Origin of the sequence: Paenibacillus sp. GSMTC-2017 (genome assembly GCF_016019935.1) — a bacterium.
In the GTDB taxonomy this organism is placed as follows: domain Bacteria; phylum Bacillota; class Bacilli; order Paenibacillales; family Paenibacillaceae; genus Pristimantibacillus.
Window position 1 is genome coordinate 201,715 of the sequence record NZ_JAECMT010000006.1, and the last position, 21,059, is coordinate 222,773.

Genomic DNA, 21,059 nt, shown 5'->3' on the forward strand with positions numbered 1-21,059 from the left:
AAGCATAGGCTCTAAACATTAGCTAAATCAGCCTTCCAATCCGCGATTCGGATCGGGAGGTTTTTTTATTGGAACATATGGACGGGAGGTAGAATATGTCTTTTCAATTTGGTTTTTCTAGTAACCTCATCTCAATGGTGTTAACGGTAATTAGCTTGGGTATCATTCTATTTTATGTCGCTCGACATTATCGCAAGCTACTAGAGAAACCAGCCATTTGGCGAGTAGTGCTGGTTACTTTTATTGGCCTGTTTTCATTGTCGTTTACTATAACGATGTTTGGAACTGCAGTAAAGCTTTCTGTTCTCCCATTAGGTGTATGGATTGTTTACTTTCTATTGAAAAATACATCTTGGCAAACGTATCGCAAATTTGCGTGGCTCGGTTTCTGGTCTAATTTCCTCTTTCTTGGCGCAACGTTATTATCCGTATTTGTACATAATGGCATCTACCCAAAAGATGAGGTGGCAACATATATCGCAGATGTGGAGCAAGCGACAATTTTGGAAATACATCCTTCGGCAACGTTTGCGACGTTTGACAAAGAGATATTTAATAATGAGCTTAACGAGATTAAACCATCTGAAAATATAGCTTTTGAATGGTATCAATGGTCAAGGCAGGAAAATGAGCCATTTTACCAGAATGAACATTTTCCTTATATGCTTATCGGGAGTAAGTCCAGTCTAGGTAGCGGGCTGAAAGCTACTATTTATATTGAGGCGGATGGCAAAGGATTGTTAATCTCAGATGGGGACAAACAATATTATTATCGCTCTGAGCAGCCTTTAATTGAAGTGGAGGTGAAAGAGAGATGACAAAGAAGGTTATATTGACGATCATCCTTTTGATTGCAGCCGCTTTTCTGTTTTTCTATAATTATGACGGTAAACCGAGGGCATTTCATAATGCTACAAAAACGATGTCTATCATAAATGAGTTTCATCCAAACATATTTGCTTACGAAATTTTGGATGTCATCCCTCTAGATAAAAAGCATATGTACGTTCCGTTTGTCACTAAGCAGGGTCAATATAGTGCAAGTTTCTGGAAATGGGATCGATTCAAGTGGAGAGTTATCAGAGTAGATAAGGCTGGTAATCCAACACTTTGGAAGCTTAGCAAACACGACAAGGCGAAGCAAGTTCTGATGTGGAACGTTAAACCTAATGGACCTATTCAAGAAATAGATTATTACCTCATACGTGATCGTCATGCATCTGAAAGTAACGGACATAGATTTTATACACCACATATTCAGATGAAATTGTCAGTAAGTATGAAAGAAATGAGTTATGGCATCTTACACTATCCTGAGGAATGGAACAATGTAATTGAGTTAGAGGGTAAAAGAGACTATTCGAATCTTTATGTAGGCTGGCTGCCACATAACAAAGAGCAAGTCTATATTCCAATATACAACAGTAGTAGTTATTCAAGTAGCGATCTTGGCTTGGAGGAAATCCGAATATTAAATAAAGAGGAATTGGAACTTCCCTAATTAGTTGTTTGGGAGTTGGATGATGCTTGAATGGGGCGATCATTGTTTGCCGAGAGGGAGATGATGATGGCTCTTTTTTCATGGACATAAAGGGGGAAGATATGTTCAAAAAAGAGATGATGAGATGGTAGTAATATCCTTAAGCAACTGGCTTATGCTGTCTATTTGCTTGTATTTGTGTTATCCTTATACGCTATGACATTCAAATAAACGTTTTTTAAATAGGAGATACCATGACATTTAACGAATTGAACCTTACTCCAGATATATTAAAAGCTTTAAGTAAAGAAAACTACACTTCGCCGACTCCAATTCAGGAACAAGCGATACCAGCTGTGCTTGAAGGAAGAGACATTTTCGGTTGTGCACAGACGGGAACGGGGAAGACAGCAGCATTTTCTTTGCCTATCATACAACTATTAAGCGCACAGAAGTCGCAATCATCTCGTCGCCGTATTCGTTCATTGATTTTGTCACCAACAAGAGAATTAGCGCTACAAATTTCGGAAAACATAGATGCATATAGCCAGTTTACAGATTTGCGCAGTGCAGCAATCGTTGGTGGCGTTTCACAACGTGCTCAAGAGCGTATGTTAGAGAGAGGTACAGATATTCTGATTGCAACTCCGGGCCGACTTATGGACCTTATGAATCAGAAACTTGTTGACTTGCAGCATGTTCAGATTCTCGTTCTTGATGAAGCGGATCGTATGTTAGATATGGGCTTCATTAACGATGTAAAGAAAATTATCTCGAAGATGCCAAGCAAGCGCCAAACGTTGTTCTTCTCCGCAACAATGCCGCCAGAAATCGCCCATCTAGTGAAGTCACTTCTTACTAATCCAGTAAAAGTAGAAATTACACCAGTATCATCTACTGTTGAACGTATTGAGCAATCGATGTATTTGGTTGATAAAGACAATAAGCCTGAGCTTTTAATTCACTTGTTGAAAGACCCAGCTATCAAAACAGCGCTAGTATTTACACGTACGAAGCATGGTGCTGACCGCGTTGTTCGTGGACTTACGAAGCTGAACATTACCGCTCAAGCTATCCATGGAAACAAATCGCAAAATGCTCGTCAAAGCGCATTAAGCAATTTCAAAAACGGAACAACACGGGTGCTAGTTGCAACAGATATCGCAGCACGTGGAATCGATATTGATGAGCTGTCTCATGTTATTAACTATAATCTCCCGAACATTCCAGAAACATATGTTCACCGTATCGGTCGTACAGGCCGCGCGGGTCACACTGGCGTAGCGATTTCCTTCTGCGAAGCGGAAGAATTGCCATACCGCAGAGATATCGAGAAGGTAATCAAGAAGACGATTCCTGTTGTTGAGGATCAACCGTATCCGATGTTAGTGACAACAGTTGCTCCGTCATCGAAGTCAGGTGGTCAATCGAAATCAGGCGGACAATCCAGATCAGGTGGACAAGGGCAATCAAGATCATCGAATGCGGGTAGAGCTCCGAGAGCAAATACGTCACAAAGATCTTCGAACTCTGGATCACAAGGGACATCAGGTTCATCTAGACCATCGAGACCTGCAAGTTCACAAGGATCAGCAGGCTCGTCCAGACCATCGAGACCAGCAGGTTCGCAAGGATCAGCAGGCTCTTCGAGACCATCAAGACCTGCAAGTTCTCAAGGTTCAAGCTCACCAACTAATCCTTGGTTGCGATAATTAGCTAAAAAGGATATCAATAACAGCGGCATTTAGGAATGTGAGTTCCTGAGTGCCGCTTTTTTATGATGATAAAAGAGGATGTAGATTATGTAAATTTACAAAACTATAATGAAATCTTATGTTTAGGTACTCTTCAGTATCTTGCATCTGGGATAGAAGTGGCAGTTTGATATTTAGAAGTCGAGTAGATTTATCATGGTGCGAACCATAAGTACACATGAAATCCCTGGGGGATTCGCACCTCAAGCTGGACAAGGAATTTCAGCGTATATAGCGAATAAGTATACTAAATTAACCTCGTGAAATTCGAGGTTCGCAAAAAAGGCACCGAAAACCCTTGCTGTGCAAGGGTTGGAAAGGCTCGCTGTCACTCCCTATGCGGGAGTGTGGATTGAAACTGATTTTTGTAAACTTTCTCTGTAAACGACGTAGTCACTCCCTATGCGGGAGTGTGGATTGAAACTTGATCTAATGCCATTGGTATAAACCTCCTAACATGTCACTCCCTATGCGGGAGTGTGGATTGAAACAATTAATCGACCCCTTTTCGTTAAACTGCGCAGGTCACTCCCTATGCGGGAGTGTGGATTGAAACATGGACTATCCGGAGTTGGTGGCCGAAATGGCGCGGTCACTCCCTATGCGGGAGTGTGGATTGAAACATCGATACGATGACTATAGCGCGCGATCGGCACGTCACTCCCTATGCGGGAGTGTGGATTGAAACTACTCTGCAGGATTGACAATCGATGTTAAAGGCGTCACTCCCTATGCGGGAGTGTGGATTGAAACTGCTGCTGTTCCTCTGTCTCTGTCATACTGCCGAGTCACTCCCTATGCGGGAGTGTGGATTGAAACGTCAATATCCTATAATCTCTGTTTCGAATATTAGTCACTCCCTATGCGGGAGTGTGGATTGAAACTAAGCGGTTATCTGCTGCTGAAAAGAAATGGCAAGTCACTCCCTATGCGGGAGTGTGGATTGAAACGCTAATACAGCGACACCTGCTCCGTCACTTGGTGGTCACTCCCTATGCGGGAGTGTGGATTGAAACATAGCTGCCCATTTGTAGAAGTATAGAATCTGAGTCACTCCCTATGCGGGAGTGTGGATTGAAACTCAAAGCTTCGTTTTGTATACCCAACCACTTTGGGTCACTCCCTATTCGGGAGTGTGGATTGAAACATGCTCGTGATATTTGGGTTTGTTCACCCGAAGCGTCACTCCCTATGCGGGAGTGTGGATTGAAACTACGAAATGAAAACGGTAGAGTAGCTTGGCATATGTCACTTCCTATGCGGGAGCGTGGATTGAAACTTAACATCCTTAAAAATGAAGTTCATAAAGGTCGTCACTCCCTATGCGGGAGTGTGGATTGAAACATCTGTAGGAAGATGGAATGATGATTTAAGAGTTGTCACTCCCTATGCGGGAGTGTGGATTGAAACTTATCCGGTAAAACGGTATTAACGGTGGTGTACGTCACTTCCTATGCGGGAGTGTGGATTGAAACAAGTCATTAATAATAGCAGTCGTTTTTCTATCCGTCACTTCCTATGCGGGAGTGTGGATTGAAACTATTATCTGTGCCATTAATGGGTATCCCATAAGGTCACTCTCTGTGCGAGAGTGTGGATTGAAACGATGTGTCCGATACGCGAAGCTCGAAGCTGTCTGGGTCACTCCCTGTGTGGGAGTGTGGATTGAAACTGAGGGTTATAAAAATCTCTGGCTCTCAAGGTAGTCACTCCCTATGTGGGAATGTAGATTGAAACGTCATTGAATCAGATGGATACGTATTCGTTACAGTCACTCGCTATGCGAGAATGTGAGTTGGAGCTTGGCTTGATGTGACTCCAAGCTTCACCTCATGCGTGAACAATCAGCTCATAGGATTACCAAACCTCCTTCTATTTACAGAATGACCTTTATATCTGGGCTACTTCGTAGTTTCTAAGAAGTTAAAAAAGCAAGGCCACATCGACAGGATGTGGCCTTTTTCTTGTTCAAATGTTGCGGTTTATTGTCACAATCTATCGATAACCATCATTTAGCGATGGAAGATTAGGAGGTATTTTCTTTTTTTGGTCGAATTAGCACGTGGAGAAGGGAAACATTGGGTTATAAAAAAGTTGTCGAGAGGAAGAGGCAATTGAAACGAAAACTAGAATTCCCAGTGAAAGACGAGAATTTTACTACAATCATTTCAAATGTGGGTAGATTTAAAAAACAGCATAGCATTACTATTGTAACGCCTATGTTTGGTGGGGGAACTGAAGCGGGTGCAGTGGATGAAGCAAACCCAATTCGATCTTCATCCGTCCGTGGTAACTTGCGATTCTGGTGGCGAGCTACACGAGGAGCATCCTTCGAATCAACAGCCGAATTGCTCAATCGTGAAATAGAGATTTTCGGAGATACATCTAACCCTAGCCCTATAAAAATTTGGGTAGAGGCGAGTGAAGATGCATCCAAATTTCATGATGCAAAGGTACCCCGTATTAACCCTAAGAACAACCAAACCAATTATGTACTCAATTCTAGTCTTAATAGATACGCTTTGTTTCCGTTTGATGATAACAAACCTAAAACAAGATATTGCAACGATCTTAAATTTAATTTGTTTATTGAGATGCCGTCCGGGATGGAACAGTTATATGAAAAGGAACTAAAGCCAGCTTTGTGGGCATGGATTAATTTCGGTGGAGTAGGCGCTAGGACAAGAAGAGGATGCGGGAGTTTGCATTGTGACGATTTTTCACCTGGAGCTAAAACGTATGAGAAACTCTTCCCTCTGGAATCTGTAACGAAAGTAGATTTACTTCGCTGGTACAAAAAGAGTATAGAAATTTATGAGTTGAAACTTCCAACAGTAGATGCAGCTAGTTCTACAGAATGGCCTGTTCTATGCGATAGTATCAAAATAAATAGAGCCCAGATAACAGTTACTAGTGCGTGGAACGAAGCGGTGGAAGTATATAGAAAATTTCGGCGTACACCAAATCCACCGATGAACCGAAACATGTCAGAAGCCCATCCAAAGAGAAGCTTCTGGCCAGAAGCAGATTCAATCAGAAAGCTTACAAATATGTCTGACCCAGACCATGTTAATTCTCAAACTATTCAAGATAGTAAGGGGGTCTTTCCAAGAGCTCAATTAGGACTTCCCATACAATTTCAATTTGCTAATCGAAGAAAACAGACATTCAATCCCAAAGACCCTAATAAAGGTATTGATCCATACAAAACAACCTTGTTGCCTAAAGTTAAAGATAAAGTTAAGGAAAGATTAGCTTCTCCACTTATTTTAAAAGGACTTGCCATCTCCGTTCAAAGTGGAAAGGAGTTTCTAATCAAAGGTTGTTCCATTATTGCTATTTTGAAGCAGCCTGAAATTGAAAAATTAACACTTACATTAATCAAGGATAACAAGATTAGAGGTAATGAATTGTCATGGTGGAAACAGGTTAGTGATGAGTTGGAAAAAGTAACTATATATAAAGATGAAATTTATCCGACCTTAAATTACTTTGAGAAATTTGAGAACAGGAATCCAATGAGAATAGGGGTTAGTTCAAATTGGAAGGATGGGGTAGGAAATATCCCTAAAACCCAGTCGGCCATATTAGCCTTTCTTCACAGCAAGGAGGTTGCCCAATGGGAGTAGACAATAAACAAGTCCTCATTATTACACTTGGACCAGTGCAGCATTTTATAGCCCAGGCACGCAAAACGAGGGACCTTTGGTACGGCTCGCATCTACTTGCTGAGTTAAGTAAAGTTGCTGCTAACGCAATGGTTTCTCAGCCAGGTGTTGAACTCATCTTCCCTAACAAAGCTGGTAATATCTTATGGGAAGATATTAGAGTTGCTAATAAAATCGTTGGCGTAGTAGATACAGGGCAAGATGCTAGAGAAGTTGCAATTGCTACATGTACTGCTGTTGTTAAAGCTTGGATTGAACGATCAGACAAAGTAAAGAATGAGCTTCAACAATACATTAATACTTCTATGTGGGATCGGCAAATTAAAGATTTTATCGAATGTTATGCAGTTTGGACTCCTTATAATGGAAGTAACATCAATTATAGTCAAGCCATTGAACGTGCAGATCAATTAATGGCTGCCCGTAAATCTTTCCGTGACTTTCGGCAAAATGAACCCGGCACATTGTTCGGCGACAAAAAGTCTCGTTTAAATAGTGGTCGCGAATCTGTTATTTGGCCTGAAAAGCTTCATCTGCTTGCTAAATTTGGAATTACGAAGGATGAAACGCTGGATGCAATTTCCCTCGTGAAACGGCTATCGAATCGAACAGATCCAAGAACATTCCCTTCGGTCTGCGATATGGCGTTTCTTCCATATCGTAATGATATGCAGAATCACGCTAAAATAAGAGATTACTATGAAGCAGTTCGTCACAGTTGTAGAGCTTTGCAGTTAGATGGCAAAGCGATAGATGAGTTTGAGTCAGCTTTATTTTATGAAAATAGGGTAGAAGAGTTTGTTGCTGAGCGATTGCATCAGATGAGTGAAAAAAGAGGAAGCGGGAGCTTCTTTACTAACAAAGAACATGTGCAAGAACAGAATCAAGTAACGGAGATCGTGACAAGTATTGCACAGTTACGAACTAGCCATGAGATAAACAAGAATAGCTTGCCGAATTATTATGCGTTTATTATGTGCGACGGCGATAATATGGGTGAGACACTACGCGCAATGAAAACTAAAGAAGAACATCAAAAATTTTCTCAAAACTTGTCCCGTTTCGCATTGGCTGCCGAAGAAATTGTGTCATATCGAAAACGAAATGAAAGCGCTAATATGATTGAGCGTGGAAAGCTAGTTTACAGTGGCGGAGACGATATTATGGCATACGTCGCTTTAAGTGACTGTATGGATGTATGCGATAAACTGCAACGCAAGTTTACAGAAATTATGAATGAAGCTGTACCACAAGGGTTGCCAAAGCCAACATTGTCAATTGGAGTAGCTATTGTACACATGATGGAGCGTTTAGAAGTAGCATGTGAAATAGCACGTCGTGCTGAACATTTTGCTAAGAGCAGCGGGAAAAATAGAATGGCTGTCATTATGCAGAAACGGCATGGTGGAACACTGTCTACGATCAGTCTGCCTTTCGGAAATAGGGCATCCAACGAAGAATCGTCCACGCATATCGGACAGGTTGACGTACATATCAGCCCAACTCGTCAAATTGAAGATTTACAGACATTCTATCGTAAGGGCTATTTCTCAACTAGGTTTCCACATGAGCTTCGTGAGATGTATTTGGAATACACTCGTCTGATGAAAGGTTCTGCTTGGTTAAATGATGTGCATGGAAAAGAAAACTTGATGTTGCTGGAGGTTGAGCGTTTGCTCAGAAAGAAAAAACCTGCACAAGTAGAGGGCAAAGACTATGCAACGCTCATCGAGTGGGTGAAGAAATGTTTCCAAACAAATGCTTCCCCTCTTGAACAGATGCGTGAACTTGCAGAAAAGATGATTATTGCTGTCATGATTGAAAAAGAAGGAGGTAGCTATGAAGAAGCTCATTCAAATTCAACCATTTGATCCGATTCTGATGCGGGACGGAAGACCTTTTAATGCAACTCCAGGAGAAACGGCACATTCGCTCACGGAAGTTATTCCTAGCGTTCTAGCTGGTTCCATTCGAACGATGCTCGCTAAGAAAATGATGAACCAAGAACACAATTTGAGCATATTTTCATCTAAAAAGTCTGCTTCTATTAAGAAGCTTATTATAAAGGGACCGATTTACGTACGAGGGGGTAGACGATTTTACCCTGTGCCAAAGGATTTATTCGGATATGACGACGAAAATAAGCAATTCCAAATTAAAGCTTTGAGTCCTATTAGCTCTTTTCAAAATAACGAATCTGAAACTGGTTTTCTAGGTACGGGCAAGCTGGGTGCTCATGAAGATATATTATGGCCTATCTATGTACCACCTAGAAGTAAGGAGTGGAAGGAGTCACCGGCCTATATTTCTGAAGAACGTATGACCGATTGGTTGATCGGTAGCGAGGATGAGGAAGTACTTGCACGTATGAAGCTTGAACTATCGGTATGGAGAAAGATGCAGCGAGCAGATAGGGGAGTAAATCTACAAGATGAAATTGATCATAACCTAGCATTGGAGATCAGCCAACATTACTTAGCTCCATTCGCTATCGAGGAACGTACATCTACGGCCATTAATAGAGAGACATATGCTGCCAAAGACCAAGCACTGTATACGATGAAGATGCTTGTTTTACCGCCTAATGTCAGTATTTTAGCAGAAGTAGGAGGAGAGCTCGATAATGGGTTGGAATGGCCCGAAAAGTTATCTGTTATTCATCCGATAGGTGGTAAGCGCCGACTTGCACATTTCCAAGAAGCAAGTGATGTTACATATCCTACATGTAGCGATGAAGTATTAGAGGCGCTAAAGGGAAGGACATATATCCGAATGATATTGATGACGCCCGCTTACTTTGCCAAGGGATGGAGACCAGATTGGCTGGATATGGACCTCAAAACAAATGACAAATGGGCATATAAAAAACAGGCAAAGTTGAAGCTTCGTTGGGCATGCATCCCAGGTTATTTACCAATATCGGGCTGGAGAAATGCTAATCAAGATCCACAGAAAGTGAGCGATTCAGCGAAATCGAATCAACAGAAGACTTACGGTGTTGAAAAGGCTGTCCGACGCATGGTTCCAGCGGGAAGTGTTTATTACTTTGAGGTTGAAGACGGATATGATGCAGCGGAGCTAGCAAGAAACTGCTGGATGTCTCCGGTGTCGGATAAAGATCGAAGAAAAGGCAGTTTTGATCATGAAGACGGGTTTGGGCTAGCTATCTGGGGAACTTGGGAGCCGAGTCATTCTCTGTAACACAATAATTTTTGGGAGGGTACACGATGAGCGATAATAGAATGTTTTATATACACTGTCTGTCACCTGTACATGTTGGAACAGGACAAGGAGTTGGCATCATCGATTTGCCTATTATGAGGGAGAGAGTAACTTCATGGCCCTTAGTACCTGGTAGTTCGATTAAAGGTGTTTTGAGAGAGTTTTCTACAATAAATGCTATAGATAAAAGGCAGGAAGATATTATCCATGCTGCTTTTGGTAAAGTTGCAAGTAGTAACGAGGAGTCATCGAGCGCAGGCTCATTAGCTTTCACGGATGCACGACTACTGGCTTTTCCTGTAGTGAGTCAACATGGAACCTTCGCATATGTAAGTTGCCCACTTGCACTGAGAAGATTATTGCGTGATGTATCGGCTGCATCATTATCTATAGATGGTATAAGTATGGGCTTGGTCGATCAATGGGAGACGATCTTAAATGAAGGAAACAACGGTAGCAAGGCTTTGGTTGGGGAAGATGCTACTTCGGTATTAGTTATCGATAAAAAAGTTTCTATTGATGAATTTGAGTTTGTAGCAGCAGGACATGTTGATTTTGGAAAAGCTATAGCAAGTTTAGCAAAGCTAATATTTGCGGATGATAGTTCGCGTAAATTATTTTGCGAGCGGTTTATGCTTGCGAGTGATGATGCTTTTAATTATTTTGCAACGTTATGTTGTGAGATAGTACCTCGAATTAAAATTCAACAAGAAACAAAAACGGTAGATGGGGGTGCGCTATGGTATGAGGAATATTTGCCAACTGAATCTATTCTGTATGGTATTGCTTGGTCAGATAAGATACATATCAAGGGAACTGCTATTAAAGGAGCGGACTTGTTCGAGCCTTTCCAGTCAACGATGCAGCTTCAAATCGGCGGTAATGCGACAGTGGGCAAAGGGCGGGTAAGCTGCCGATTCACTAAGGGGGATGATGTATGAATTCTCTTGAGCAGCAATACGCAGTGAAAGTGTTATCGTGCATGAATGAGGTATTGAATAACGAAGAGAAGTTTATGGTGGATTACGGCAGATTGTGTCATAAGTTCCCCTATATGGTGCTGACCAATGGATTACGTTTAACGGTTGCTTTCTATCAGGGAAAAGGGAAGAAAGATAAAGCATATTCCATCTTTATTAAAGACTTGGGAGAGGTACTCGACTTAACAGCTTGGAATGAAATGATGAATAAAGGTGTAGGACCTGCTGACTATAGGATGTTAACAATGCGGTCATTAAAAGCGGCAGCTTGGTTTAAACGTTATGCGCAGACGATATTGCAGGTAGATAGTGATGATGATTCTACCATATCGACCCCTGAGTTGAAGGATCTACAAGCTCCACGAGCTACAGATGGGGGAGCGTGATAAGGGTGAACGCATACTACTATTTAACTAAACATGCTAAATTCGAAGGGACATCGAAGGGGTTATCGTTTCATGTTGACAAAGGTTTAGTAGATAAACCCGATAAAAAAGCGACAATTGATACGGCAATTAAACACTTTGAAATTTCTGAAACGATTGGTGTAAAAGGCGATAGAACGGTTGAATACATTAAGAAATTTGGGATGTATGAAGAGAGGTATGACAACCACTTATTTAAACCGCTTGCTGGGCATCAAGCAGAGCATATGATTTTTGAATCTACGTCTAATCTTTGGATAGGCACAGGGTCTCATTCTATCTTGGATACTATGCTCTCCCTGCATCGGATTTATGGTGTTCCATATATTCCTGGTACTGCTCTCAAGGGTGTAGCTGCTCACTATTGCCATAGTTATCTTGGCCTTCAGAACGAGAAGTTTCTACAAGGAGGAGAATGGTACACGATTTTATTCGGCTCGCAAGACCAACAAAGTTTTATTTACTATTATGATGCATTTCCTACCCCAGAAACAGTTGCGGCATCGCTTAGACGAGACATTATGACTCCTCATCACACGGAATATAATATGAGTTCGGCAGGGCAAGCCCGCAATGCACCTAGGGACGATGACTCGCCAGTACCTCATTTATTTATGTCTGCAAAAGCAGATTTCAACGTAATGCTTTCTTGCGAAAACAATGACGATGCAGGGCGTGAGTGGCTGAATGCTGCTAAACGTATTTTAATCCAAGCCATTCAGCAAGAGGGTGTTGGAGGTAAAACGAATGTTGGTTATGGAAGGTTTAAGTTGAAGGAGGGATGAGGAGAGATGACTGACAATAAGGAAGAGATAGGTGCTCCCAGATTAGATATTATGAAGAAAATCGTCGGTAATTATAGACTGTTAGAGAGAAATATAGTGGAAGAATTAGATTACACTGTTGATCATCATTTAACTGCTGGCATTTTTAGAGAAGGTGTATGGAAAAAAATGTTTGAGCAAATGATTCCACGCAAATTTGCAATAGAGCAATCCGTTTTTATTGTAGATTCGGAGTCAAGAGTATCGAAAGAAGTAGATTTAGTAATATTTGATGAGCAGTATACACCTTATATCTTTAGGTACGGGAATATTAAATATATCCCTATTGAAGCGGTAGCGGTAGTCGTTCAATGCAAGAGTACAAATGTGGTTTTTGATGAGTTGGAAAAATGGGTGAAATCAATAAACTGTTTGAGAACATCGCCTAAATCTGTTGTTCGTACTGCACAGGCAATTAATTATGGAGAAGATCAATACAATAAGTATGTGCAGTATTATGAAAGTTTGCCTAAAGTTGAAGTGGGTCAAGAAAATGATCAGAAATATTCAGAATTTGGTAAGGAACTGAATAAGCAGGGAGCGCCTAAAACTACACAAACATCAACGAGGCCGATTACAATTTTGTGTCATACAGCAGAAGCGAAAAGTGCTTCTATAAGTAATTTGTTTGATATTACTATTTGTCGCTCAACAGATCCAGGTAAATTAAGTGTTACAATTATGAGAGAACACGATAGTATTAAAAGATGGAGTCATAAGTTAAACCATGTGTCAGATAGGGATAAAGGGGAGGAATTGTTTGGTTATATCAATGAAAATGAGAAAAACGTCCGTACTTTAAATCAATATCGTGTAAAAGGTAAATCTCAGACATCTGAGGAGATCTCATTATTGTCATTAACATTTCAATTGAATCAATTATTGATGTTAATTAATAATCCGATATTTTTCCCGCACATGGCTTATGTAGATATGTTCAATTCTATTCTTGAAGACAAGAAGACTAATAGTGGCGTCGAAACGAAATAAAATCGTGGTGCGAACCTCAAGTGCACATGAAAACCCCGGGGGATTCGCACCTCAAGCTGCATAAGGGATTTGGGCGTTTTTAATCAATAATCATGCAAATTTAACCTCTCTAAATGATAGGTTCGCAAAAAAGACCCTACGAGCCCTTGCTAAGCAAGGGCTCGTAGGGATCGCAGTCACTCCTCGTGTAGGAGTGTGGATTGAAACTGACGAATGGACAACTATATTTTACAGGGAGGCTGTCACTCCTCGTGTAGGAGTGTGGATTGAAACCGGAATTGGCGTTGTGAGCACAATCAAACCCTCGTCACTCCTCGTGTAGGAGTGTGGATTGAAACAATATGGACTTATTAGAACGGTAGAAAAAAGGAGGTCACTCCTCGTGTAGGAGTGTGGATTGAAACCTTGCTGATCGATCCGCTCGACGATTCCTATAAGTCACTCCTCGTGTAGGAGTGTGGATTGAAACGCTTATAATGCCGATTAGCTTACCGATGTTGCTGGTCACTCCTCGTGTAGGAGTGTGGATTGAAACTCATTACTGCCTTGATCAGCTGTAAGATTGCTAGGTCACTCCTCGTGTAGGAGTGTGGATTGAAACGACAAGGAAGCGTTGCTGGAGTTATTAAACCGAGTCACTCCTCGTGTAGGAGTGTGGATTGAAACTCAATACAGTCAAAGGAGACTTAAGCTGTGCTGGGTCACTCCTCGTGTAGGAGTGTGGATTGAAACTCGTAATATATCGATTGGTCTCCCACGATAACCGTCACTCCTCGTGTAGGAGTGTGGATTGAAACCTATGTACAGGTTGCGCGACAGAACGGGAAGTCGGTCACTCCTCGTGTAGGAGTGTGGATTGAAACACTATCGAACTATATCCACTCTATACATACACTGGTCACTCCTCGTGTAGGAGTGTGGATTGAAACTCTTTTTCTTTCTCGATCAGAACCGCACAAGAAGGTCACTCCTCGTGTAGGAGTGTGGATTGAAACTGTTCATGACAACATCCTTCACAAATAACAATGTCACTCCTCGTGTAGGAGTGTGGATTGAAACTGTACTGGCACAAGAACCTTTTCAATCTTGATTGTCACTCCTCGTGTAGGAGTGTGGATTGAAACTGTTACTGGAATAGTCACATTATTCAAATCGTAAGTCACTCCTCGTGTAGGAGTGTGGATTGAAACTAAAAAGAACCACCCTAAAGGGGATGCTGGCTTGTCACTCCTCGTGTAGGAGTGTGGATTGAAACAACCTCATTACTCGACCATCGACCACATCATACTGTCACTCCTCGTGTAGGAGTGTGGATTGAAACAATGAATGGAACTCTTGCATTTGTGAATCTCAAAGTCACTCCTCGTGTAGGAGTGTGGATTGAAACCATAACAAAGCAATTCTATTTTGGATTTGCGCGAGTCACTCCTCGTGTAGGAGTGTGAATTGAAACGTCACTCGTATGAATTCCTTTGCTCTCTTTCGTAGTCACTCCTCGTGTAGGAGTGTGGATTGAAACTTTGATAATATGAGCATAGTAGTCCATAGTAGTGTCACTCCTCGTGTAGGAGTGTGGATTGAAACGATAAACTCATATTCCGTACCTTTGTTCTTAACAGTCACTCCTTGTGTAGGAGTGTGGATTGAAACGTTCTGGTGTTGGACCAGATATAACTATGAACTTGTCACTCCTCGTGAAGGAGTGTGGATTGAAACTGAGCTACCGTCGCTGTCATCATTTATTATTTCGTCACACCTCATGTAGAAGTGCGAATTGAAACTCTATAGGCTTACGCTCTATGAGCAACTATTCATATCAATCCTTATGCAGGAATGTAGATTGAAACATTACTATCTCCTACTGTTGCTCTTCAGGTTATCCCTCCCCTAAAAAAGCATGGTTTGAAATCAAAATGGTGATAGTGTTTCTAAGGTCAATATTTTGCGACCTAGTGAGCAATAGTCACAAAAAGATTAATAATATAATTTTATGTAATTAGAATGGAGCGGGTTGGAATGGCTACGATCAACGTAATTGTTGCAGATGTTAAAAGTGATGAAATAGAGGCAAGGGAACTAGACATAAATGAAGGTATATACGAGGCATTAGAAAAAATTGCAGAGGGCAATGTAGTTTCTATTAGTATATGGAATGATGTTGTATTGTGGATGAACTTGGATGTACAACAAGATCAATCAGCATTTAATTTCGATCTTACTGAGAAAGAACGAGCTGGAAATGTTGATGAGTATCAACCTAAAGTATCCGTTTTCGGTAACGCAGTGTTCACTGGTACAGATGCAGACGGTGAGCCGATTGGAATGACAGCGGACGAAATTGATTATATAAAGAGCAAGTTCGTCAATCGTCGTACTTATCACCAATTCACTAAAAAGTTTTAAGCATAAGAATCCACGAGTTTGCCTATAAATCGTTTTATCCCTATCATCCCAGCAACGAAAACAGCTATTATTAGGCTATGATTACACCTAAATAGGAGCTGTTGCTTTGAAAAATAAAAATGAATATATTTGTAATGTATTGCTAGCTATGGAGCAGCGAGGACTAACTAATATTACACCAAATACGCTGAGCGAAGGCGGCAACCTAATTGTCCATCTTGCACCTCATCCTATCGTCGCTCGTATAGCAATGGTACGTTCCATGGAAGACGGAGTCAAAGCGTTCCAAACGATGAACCGTGAATTGCAAGTAACGAGACACTTGCATGCGATGGGCGTTCCCGTATTGTTACCCTCGGACTTAGCAGGAATAGAACCACTCGATGTGGATGGAACGTGGATGACACTATGGGAGTATATACCTCGTATCTCCATCCAACCGTTAAGACCAGAAGAAGACTATCTTATGGTGGACAATCTTTCAGTAAACATACAGAGTTTCCAAGGTGAACTTCCACCCCTCGGTGTATGGGAAGGAGTCACTAAGTCGGCTCAGAGACTGGAACAACAAACAGATTCACGTATAAAAAAGCTACTTAAGCTCTACCAGAGCATAAACGAAGAGATGAGATCAGGAACTAGAGCGTTGTATCCTTGCCACGGAGATGCCCATGCCCGCAATACGATTGCAAGTCAGAGGGGATGGCTGTGGATGGATTTCGAGGATGTATCTTTGATGCCTGTCTATTGGGATAAAGCCTCATATGTTGCAAACCGTGCTCTGATGAGCAGATATCACGAGCCAAGCTTCCATTACATGTTGGAAAAAGCTAATGAATCTGATCAACTAGAAGATTTTCAATTTGCAATTACTGCGAGAGTGCTTATGTCTACGCTCGGTAATCTAGATTATGCTCTAAGGGGAGACGGGGATTTGACTTATGCTTCACGTCAATTGGAGCTAGTGGGGAATTTTATCAATGAGTTGCCATCTGTCATAACAAAAAGAGGGAGAAGAGCCTAGAAGGGTAGACTGTTTATGCAGACTACCCTATTTTATCTTTCACCATCCTCATCATTATAATGAAAATGTTCATGATGAATGGAGTCCAACCCCCTCACTCATAATCCAAACTTCCCTCCCCCTCAAAAGGATGTATCATATCTGCCACAGCCTGATACAAATTTTCTGGATTTTCTGCAATGCGATGACATACATACAGGTACCATTCTTGCCCGTAGGGCAAATAAACTCTACAGCTATTTCCTCTACGCTTCAGCTCGCTGATCCGTTCTGGTCGAATACCATAAAGCATCTCATATTCGGCATATGTACCGGAAGTAAGTTCATAACGCAGCTCCAGCTCTTGCAGCACAACTTCGTCATGTGTAGCAATAGAAACAGGATGTTTCGCTCTCAAAATTTGCATAGCCATATTCAAATAGCGATCATTTAGCTCCGTAGATCGAGAAAACGACGTGCCAGCAGACTCTTGATAAGCCCCTTTTACAAGACGAATTCTCCCTGGAAAATGAAGCAGCTCCTTCAAATCCTGCTGTGAGCGATGCAGATGTGCTTGCAACGTAACCCCAACATTCGGATATTGATCCGTCACCCGTTTATAAATATCCAAAATCGCATCAGTCTTTGATGACTCCTCCATGCCAATCATGATGGAAATCCCAGACTCCTGTGCTTTCTCAGCTAATTCCAACAGGTTCGTATAAGCTAAGCTCTTGCTAACCGTTAATCCGATATGAGAAAGGTCGAGCGAAATCGATTCGCGAGACGAGCCTCCACCTAAGCCTTCGATAACTGCCAGAAACTCATCTTTAACTTTTTCACATTCCTCAACGGTGCTCGTATTTTCTCCTATGTATTCCACAGAAACGGCATAACCTTTCGCCAACAACTGATTCGCCACATCTATAGCCTCGACCTTACTTTCTCCCGTCACAAATCTTCTAGCTGCCTTCCACAGCAGCGGGTAAAGCTCCTCAGACTGCCTAATGTAGGTTTTAATCTGATCATTACGCGAAATCGATTTAAGTGCATCTGTTAATTGTATTGCAGGGCTAAGCATAACACGTTCACTCCTTTTTCTATTTGATACCAATGTAACATGTTAAAATGGTTCTTATGAGTGCCACTTCCATGCACCTTTTGTGGTACCACTTTCGCATAAGGAGGTTATCCACCATGCTCTGGATACCGATTGATAGATCGCTAGATATTCCGTTAATTAGACAAATATATGGTCAAATAAGAGGACAAATATTAGGGGGCGATCTGCAATTCGGGGACAAGTTGCCTTCCACACGCGAGCTTTCAGAACAATTAAAGGTATCTAGAAATGTTGTACTAGAGGCATATGATCAATTACTAGCGGAAGGTTTTTTGCTTTCGGAGAGGGGATCAGGAACGTATGTTGCGGAAGGTACTTTTTTGGAGCAGACGAGATTAACTTCTCCCTATCAATCCCATCTCGTAGTAGAAGATGAGAAGATTTATAGCGACGTCATCAACTTTCGATCCGGCATACCTGCACTAGATGAATTCCCGCGAAAAACGTGGATGAGATTATCCCAGTCCATTTGGAACGAAGCCCCGTCTACTTCTTTTGGCTACGGCATGCCAGAAGGTCAATACAAACTAAGATACCAGTTATCACGTTATTTGCTAAAAACAAGAGGAGTCGATTGCCATCCTGATCAAATTGTCATTACGTCGGGAGCTACTCAAGCGCTAACGTTAGTTTCCAAGCTTCTTTTAACGCAAGGGGATCATGTCATTATCGAAGATCCGATTACCCACGATATTCAAACGATATTTACGAATGCAGGTGCACAGTTATACCCTATTCCTGCGGACGAAAACGGCATGCAGACGTCATTGCTGCCTCAACATATAGGGCCGAAGTTTGTGTTCCTTACACCATCTCATCACTTTCCGTTAGGGGGGACACTACCGATCCAGCGGCGCATTCAATTAGTGAACTATGCAAGACATACGAATGGTTATTTGGTTGAGGATGACTATGATAGTGAGTTTCGTCATGAAGGTACACCAGTTAGCTCCCTGCAAGGGCTAGAGCCAGAACGTGTTTTGTACATCGGTTCCTTTAGCAAAATATTATCGCCAGCGCTTCGCCTCGGTTATCTCATTCTTCCGATTCATCTGATTGAGCAATGCCGCAGACTGAAGTGGTTTTCGGATTTGCACACATCCTCATTAGATCAACTGATTCTTGCCCGATTTATCGAACAAGGCTATTTGGAGAAACATGTTACAAAGATGAAGAAGCTTTATAAGGGTCGAAGAGAGGTTTTAATAGAGAGTTTGAAGGAAATGTTTACCGATCAAATGACGATTAAAGGATACACGACAGGTCTGCATTTGATAGCGGAATGGAAGGATGTTTATTTTACAGAAGTGGTGCTTGCTCATATTGAAAGCTTCGGTGTTAAAGTATACCCAGTGGAATCTCATACGCTTGTAAAAGGAAAACATACCCGCAGCATCATTATTGGCTACGGGCATTTGACGAATGAACAAATACGAGAAGGGGTAAGTAGACTGCATCAAGCGCTACTTAATAACGCCCATTAACCGTTTCACATGGTTAGCATTATCGGTAGAAGTAAGCTTCTCTAGCAATAAAAACGCCACATCAAGCGCAGTTGATGGATTGAACGAAGTTATAATGTTGCGGTCAATAACGATGGGCTGGTCAGGAATAACGTTAACGCCCATCTCGGTAAGTTGAGTTTGACGCATACGATTGTTCAGATTATAAGTTGTGGCTGTTCTACCCTCTAGAGCACCGCTTTTACCAATGGGCAGTGCTCCTACACAAATGGATGCAATATATTTCCCTTGTCTATCGAACTCTCTGATGAATGCAAGCACATCTGGTCGATAGGCGTCCTCGTAAAACCCAGCAGACTCAAACCCGCCAGGCAATGCCAATGCGTCGAATTCATCAACCGTTACGTCAGAAAGAAGCTTCTCTGGAAGGACGGTGAAGTTAAATGTACATGTTAGTTTGGCCCGTGTACCTACAGCTACTAGCTCCGTCGAACCATCGCCTTGAAGCTTGTTCCATCCAATTACATCAGTAAATACGCTCGCTTCATACGCTTCGAACCCATTTGGCAATAACAAACACGTTTTTTTCATCGCAAACGCCTCCATCTCTTCCGTTACTTTTTTTGTCATATCTTGTTTTCATCGTATGCTACAATTTATTATTAGTAAAATTGAAATATCCGACCATAACATTCAGTATTTCTGATAATTAAATAAACCGTAAGGAGCGATGACCTATCGATATCCGTCAGTTTCAAACGTTTAAAGCAGTCGCAGATTTGAATAGTTTTACGAAGGCTGCGCAGCAGCTCCAATATTCACAGGCGACCATTACGTCTCATATTCAACAGCTTGAAGAAGAGCTAGGATATCCGCTGTTTGACCGATTGGGTAAGCGGATTGCACTCACTGCGGTTGGACATGAGTTGTATATCTACGTCGGGGAGCTTCTTACTGCCTATACGAAAATCAAACATATATCGGATAACGACGATACAGTAAAAGGTGAGCTTCGAATAGGTGCATCTGAGACGATGACTGTTTATAAGTTAGGTCCAGTGTTGTCGCAATATAAGAAAAGTTATCCTGACGTGAGACTTTCACTTGTTAACGATAACTGCATACCGCTGCGGGAGAAGCTGCATGCAGGAGAGCTGGATATCGTGATTACGATGGAGCCTATCGTGAGCGACGCACAATTGATTTCAAGAACACTCTTCGAGGAGCAGCTTGTTTTCGTAAGTGGCAGGGATCGTGCAGCATCGTCTATTTTGGCTGCATCGGGCGAATGTATGATTTTTAGCGAAAAAAACTGCTCATTAAGACGTACCTTCGAGGCCTATATGGTGGAGAAGGGATTGGATGTTAGCAACCAGATGGAATTTACGAGTATGGAGGCTATGAAGCAGTGTATAGTAAGCGGACTTGGCATTAGCTTAATGCCTACTATCAGTGTGGCCGCTCTATTAGGGAATGGAGATATGAAGGTGATCGAGCTGACCGGGGAGCCACTTACCTTCTACGCACAAGTTTCCTACCATAAAGACAAGTGGCTGTCCGTTGCCCATAAGAAGTTTTTGTCATCTCTTTCAAAACATTTTGATTATTAAATAGATCCATTTAGTACGATTAACAGCCGAATTAAGCTATGAAACGCAAGTTATCTATCATTTTCATAGCAAAACACGGCTTTTACTCCGTCTCATATACAATCATTTCAACTA

General features: G+C 41.7%; 16 protein-coding genes and 2 CRISPR repeat arrays. Of the genes, 14 read left to right on the forward strand and 2 right to left on the reverse strand.

All coding sequences use genetic code 11. The features are described from left to right. Positions 1 to 95: 95 nt before the first annotated feature. The 12 genes from I6N90_RS21720 to I6N90_RS21775 all read left to right on the forward strand — a co-directional run bounded on the left by I6N90_RS21720 (position 96) and on the right by I6N90_RS21775 (position 16,770). Entirely contained in the window at positions 96 to 818 is a 723-nt protein-coding gene (locus I6N90_RS21720; RefSeq protein ID WP_197937758.1) for a hypothetical protein, read from the forward strand. Next, positions 815 to 1,501 (forward strand): hypothetical protein, encoded by a 687-nt coding sequence (locus I6N90_RS21725; protein WP_197937759.1) that lies wholly within the window; start codon positions 815 to 817, stop codon positions 1,499 to 1,501. The genes I6N90_RS21720 and I6N90_RS21725 overlap by 4 nt, the downstream gene beginning before the upstream one ends. Before the next feature lie 233 nt (positions 1,502 to 1,734). Beyond that, the gene (locus I6N90_RS21730) at positions 1,735 to 3,192 is read left to right on the forward strand and encodes a DEAD/DEAH box helicase (protein ID WP_197937760.1); all 1,458 of its coding nucleotides are present in this window, start codon (positions 1,735 to 1,737) and stop codon (positions 3,190 to 3,192) included. A 369-nt stretch (positions 3,193 to 3,561) separates the two neighbouring features. Continuing rightward, positions 3,562 to 4,971: direct repeats of the CRISPR family, unit length 32 nt; unit sequence GTCACTCCCTATGCGGGAGTGTGGATTGAAAC. A gap of 377 nt (positions 4,972 to 5,348) precedes the next feature. Further along, entirely contained in the window at positions 5,349 to 6,863 is a 1,515-nt protein-coding gene (cmr1, locus tag I6N90_RS21735) for a type III-B CRISPR module RAMP protein Cmr1 (protein WP_232243234.1), read from the forward strand. Continuing rightward, a complete protein-coding gene (gene cas10, locus I6N90_RS21740; RefSeq protein ID WP_197937763.1) occupies positions 6,854 to 8,773 on the forward strand; it encodes a type III-B CRISPR-associated protein Cas10/Cmr2 in 1,920 nt (639 codons plus the stop codon). Before cmr1 ends, cas10 begins: the two co-directional genes overlap by 10 nt. Further along, on the forward strand, positions 8,742 to 10,103 hold the full coding sequence (cmr3, locus tag I6N90_RS21745; RefSeq protein WP_197937765.1) for a type III-B CRISPR module-associated protein Cmr3: 1,362 nt from the start codon (positions 8,742 to 8,744) through the stop codon (positions 10,101 to 10,103). The genes cas10 and cmr3 overlap by 32 nt, the downstream gene beginning before the upstream one ends. Before the next feature lie 26 nt (positions 10,104 to 10,129). Continuing rightward, the gene (gene cmr4, locus I6N90_RS21750) at positions 10,130 to 11,065 is read left to right on the forward strand and encodes a type III-B CRISPR module RAMP protein Cmr4 (RefSeq protein WP_197937767.1); all 936 of its coding nucleotides are present in this window, start codon (positions 10,130 to 10,132) and stop codon (positions 11,063 to 11,065) included. Then, complete coding sequence (gene cmr5, locus I6N90_RS21755) at positions 11,062 to 11,490, forward strand: type III-B CRISPR module-associated protein Cmr5 (RefSeq protein WP_197937768.1); 429 nt, start codon at positions 11,062 to 11,064, stop codon at positions 11,488 to 11,490. Before cmr4 ends, cmr5 begins: the two co-directional genes overlap by 4 nt. Before the next feature lie 5 nt (positions 11,491 to 11,495). Then, entirely contained in the window at positions 11,496 to 12,314 is an 819-nt protein-coding gene (gene cmr6 / locus I6N90_RS24920; RefSeq protein WP_197937769.1) for a type III-B CRISPR module RAMP protein Cmr6, read from the forward strand. Positions 12,315 to 12,320: 6 nt separating this feature from the next. Further along, positions 12,321 to 13,343, forward strand: a complete 1,023-nt coding sequence (locus tag I6N90_RS21765; RefSeq protein ID WP_197937889.1) for a DUF6602 domain-containing protein — start codon at positions 12,321 to 12,323, stop codon at positions 13,341 to 13,343. A gap of 175 nt (positions 13,344 to 13,518) precedes the next feature. Further along, a CRISPR array of direct repeats spans positions 13,519 to 15,124; the repeat unit is 32 nt; unit sequence GTCACTCCTCGTGTAGGAGTGTGGATTGAAAC. Between the two features lie 235 nt (positions 15,125 to 15,359). Next, positions 15,360 to 15,746, forward strand: a complete 387-nt coding sequence (locus I6N90_RS21770; RefSeq protein ID WP_197937770.1) for a DUF3846 domain-containing protein — start codon at positions 15,360 to 15,362, stop codon at positions 15,744 to 15,746. A 106-nt stretch (positions 15,747 to 15,852) separates the two neighbouring features. After that, positions 15,853 to 16,770 (forward strand): phosphotransferase, encoded by a 918-nt coding sequence (locus tag I6N90_RS21775; RefSeq protein ID WP_197937771.1) that lies wholly within the window; start codon positions 15,853 to 15,855, stop codon positions 16,768 to 16,770. A gap of 94 nt (positions 16,771 to 16,864) precedes the next feature. Here the strand turns inward: I6N90_RS21775 and I6N90_RS21780 are convergent, their stop codons facing one another. Further along, positions 16,865 to 17,830 (reverse strand): proline dehydrogenase family protein, encoded by a 966-nt coding sequence (locus I6N90_RS21780; RefSeq protein ID WP_197937772.1) that lies wholly within the window; start codon positions 17,828 to 17,830, stop codon positions 16,865 to 16,867. A gap of 116 nt (positions 17,831 to 17,946) precedes the next feature. On the opposite strand from I6N90_RS21780, the gene pdxR reads away from it, so the two are divergent. Beyond that, positions 17,947 to 19,356, forward strand: coding sequence for a MocR-like pyridoxine biosynthesis transcription factor PdxR (gene pdxR, locus I6N90_RS21785; protein WP_197937773.1), 1,410 nt, complete (start codon positions 17,947 to 17,949; stop codon positions 19,354 to 19,356). Here the strand turns inward: pdxR and I6N90_RS21790 are convergent. Further along, on the reverse strand, positions 19,336 to 19,926 hold the full coding sequence (locus tag I6N90_RS21790; RefSeq protein WP_197937774.1) for a DJ-1/PfpI family protein: 591 nt from the start codon (positions 19,924 to 19,926) through the stop codon (positions 19,336 to 19,338). The genes pdxR and I6N90_RS21790 overlap by 21 nt on opposite strands. Before the next feature lie 152 nt (positions 19,927 to 20,078). Here I6N90_RS21790 and I6N90_RS21795 point away from each other — a divergent pair, with 152 nt between their 5' ends. After that, a complete protein-coding gene (locus I6N90_RS21795) occupies positions 20,079 to 20,945 on the forward strand; it encodes a LysR family transcriptional regulator (protein ID WP_332262496.1) in 867 nt (288 codons plus the stop codon). The last annotated feature ends 114 nt before the right edge of the window (positions 20,946 to 21,059 follow it).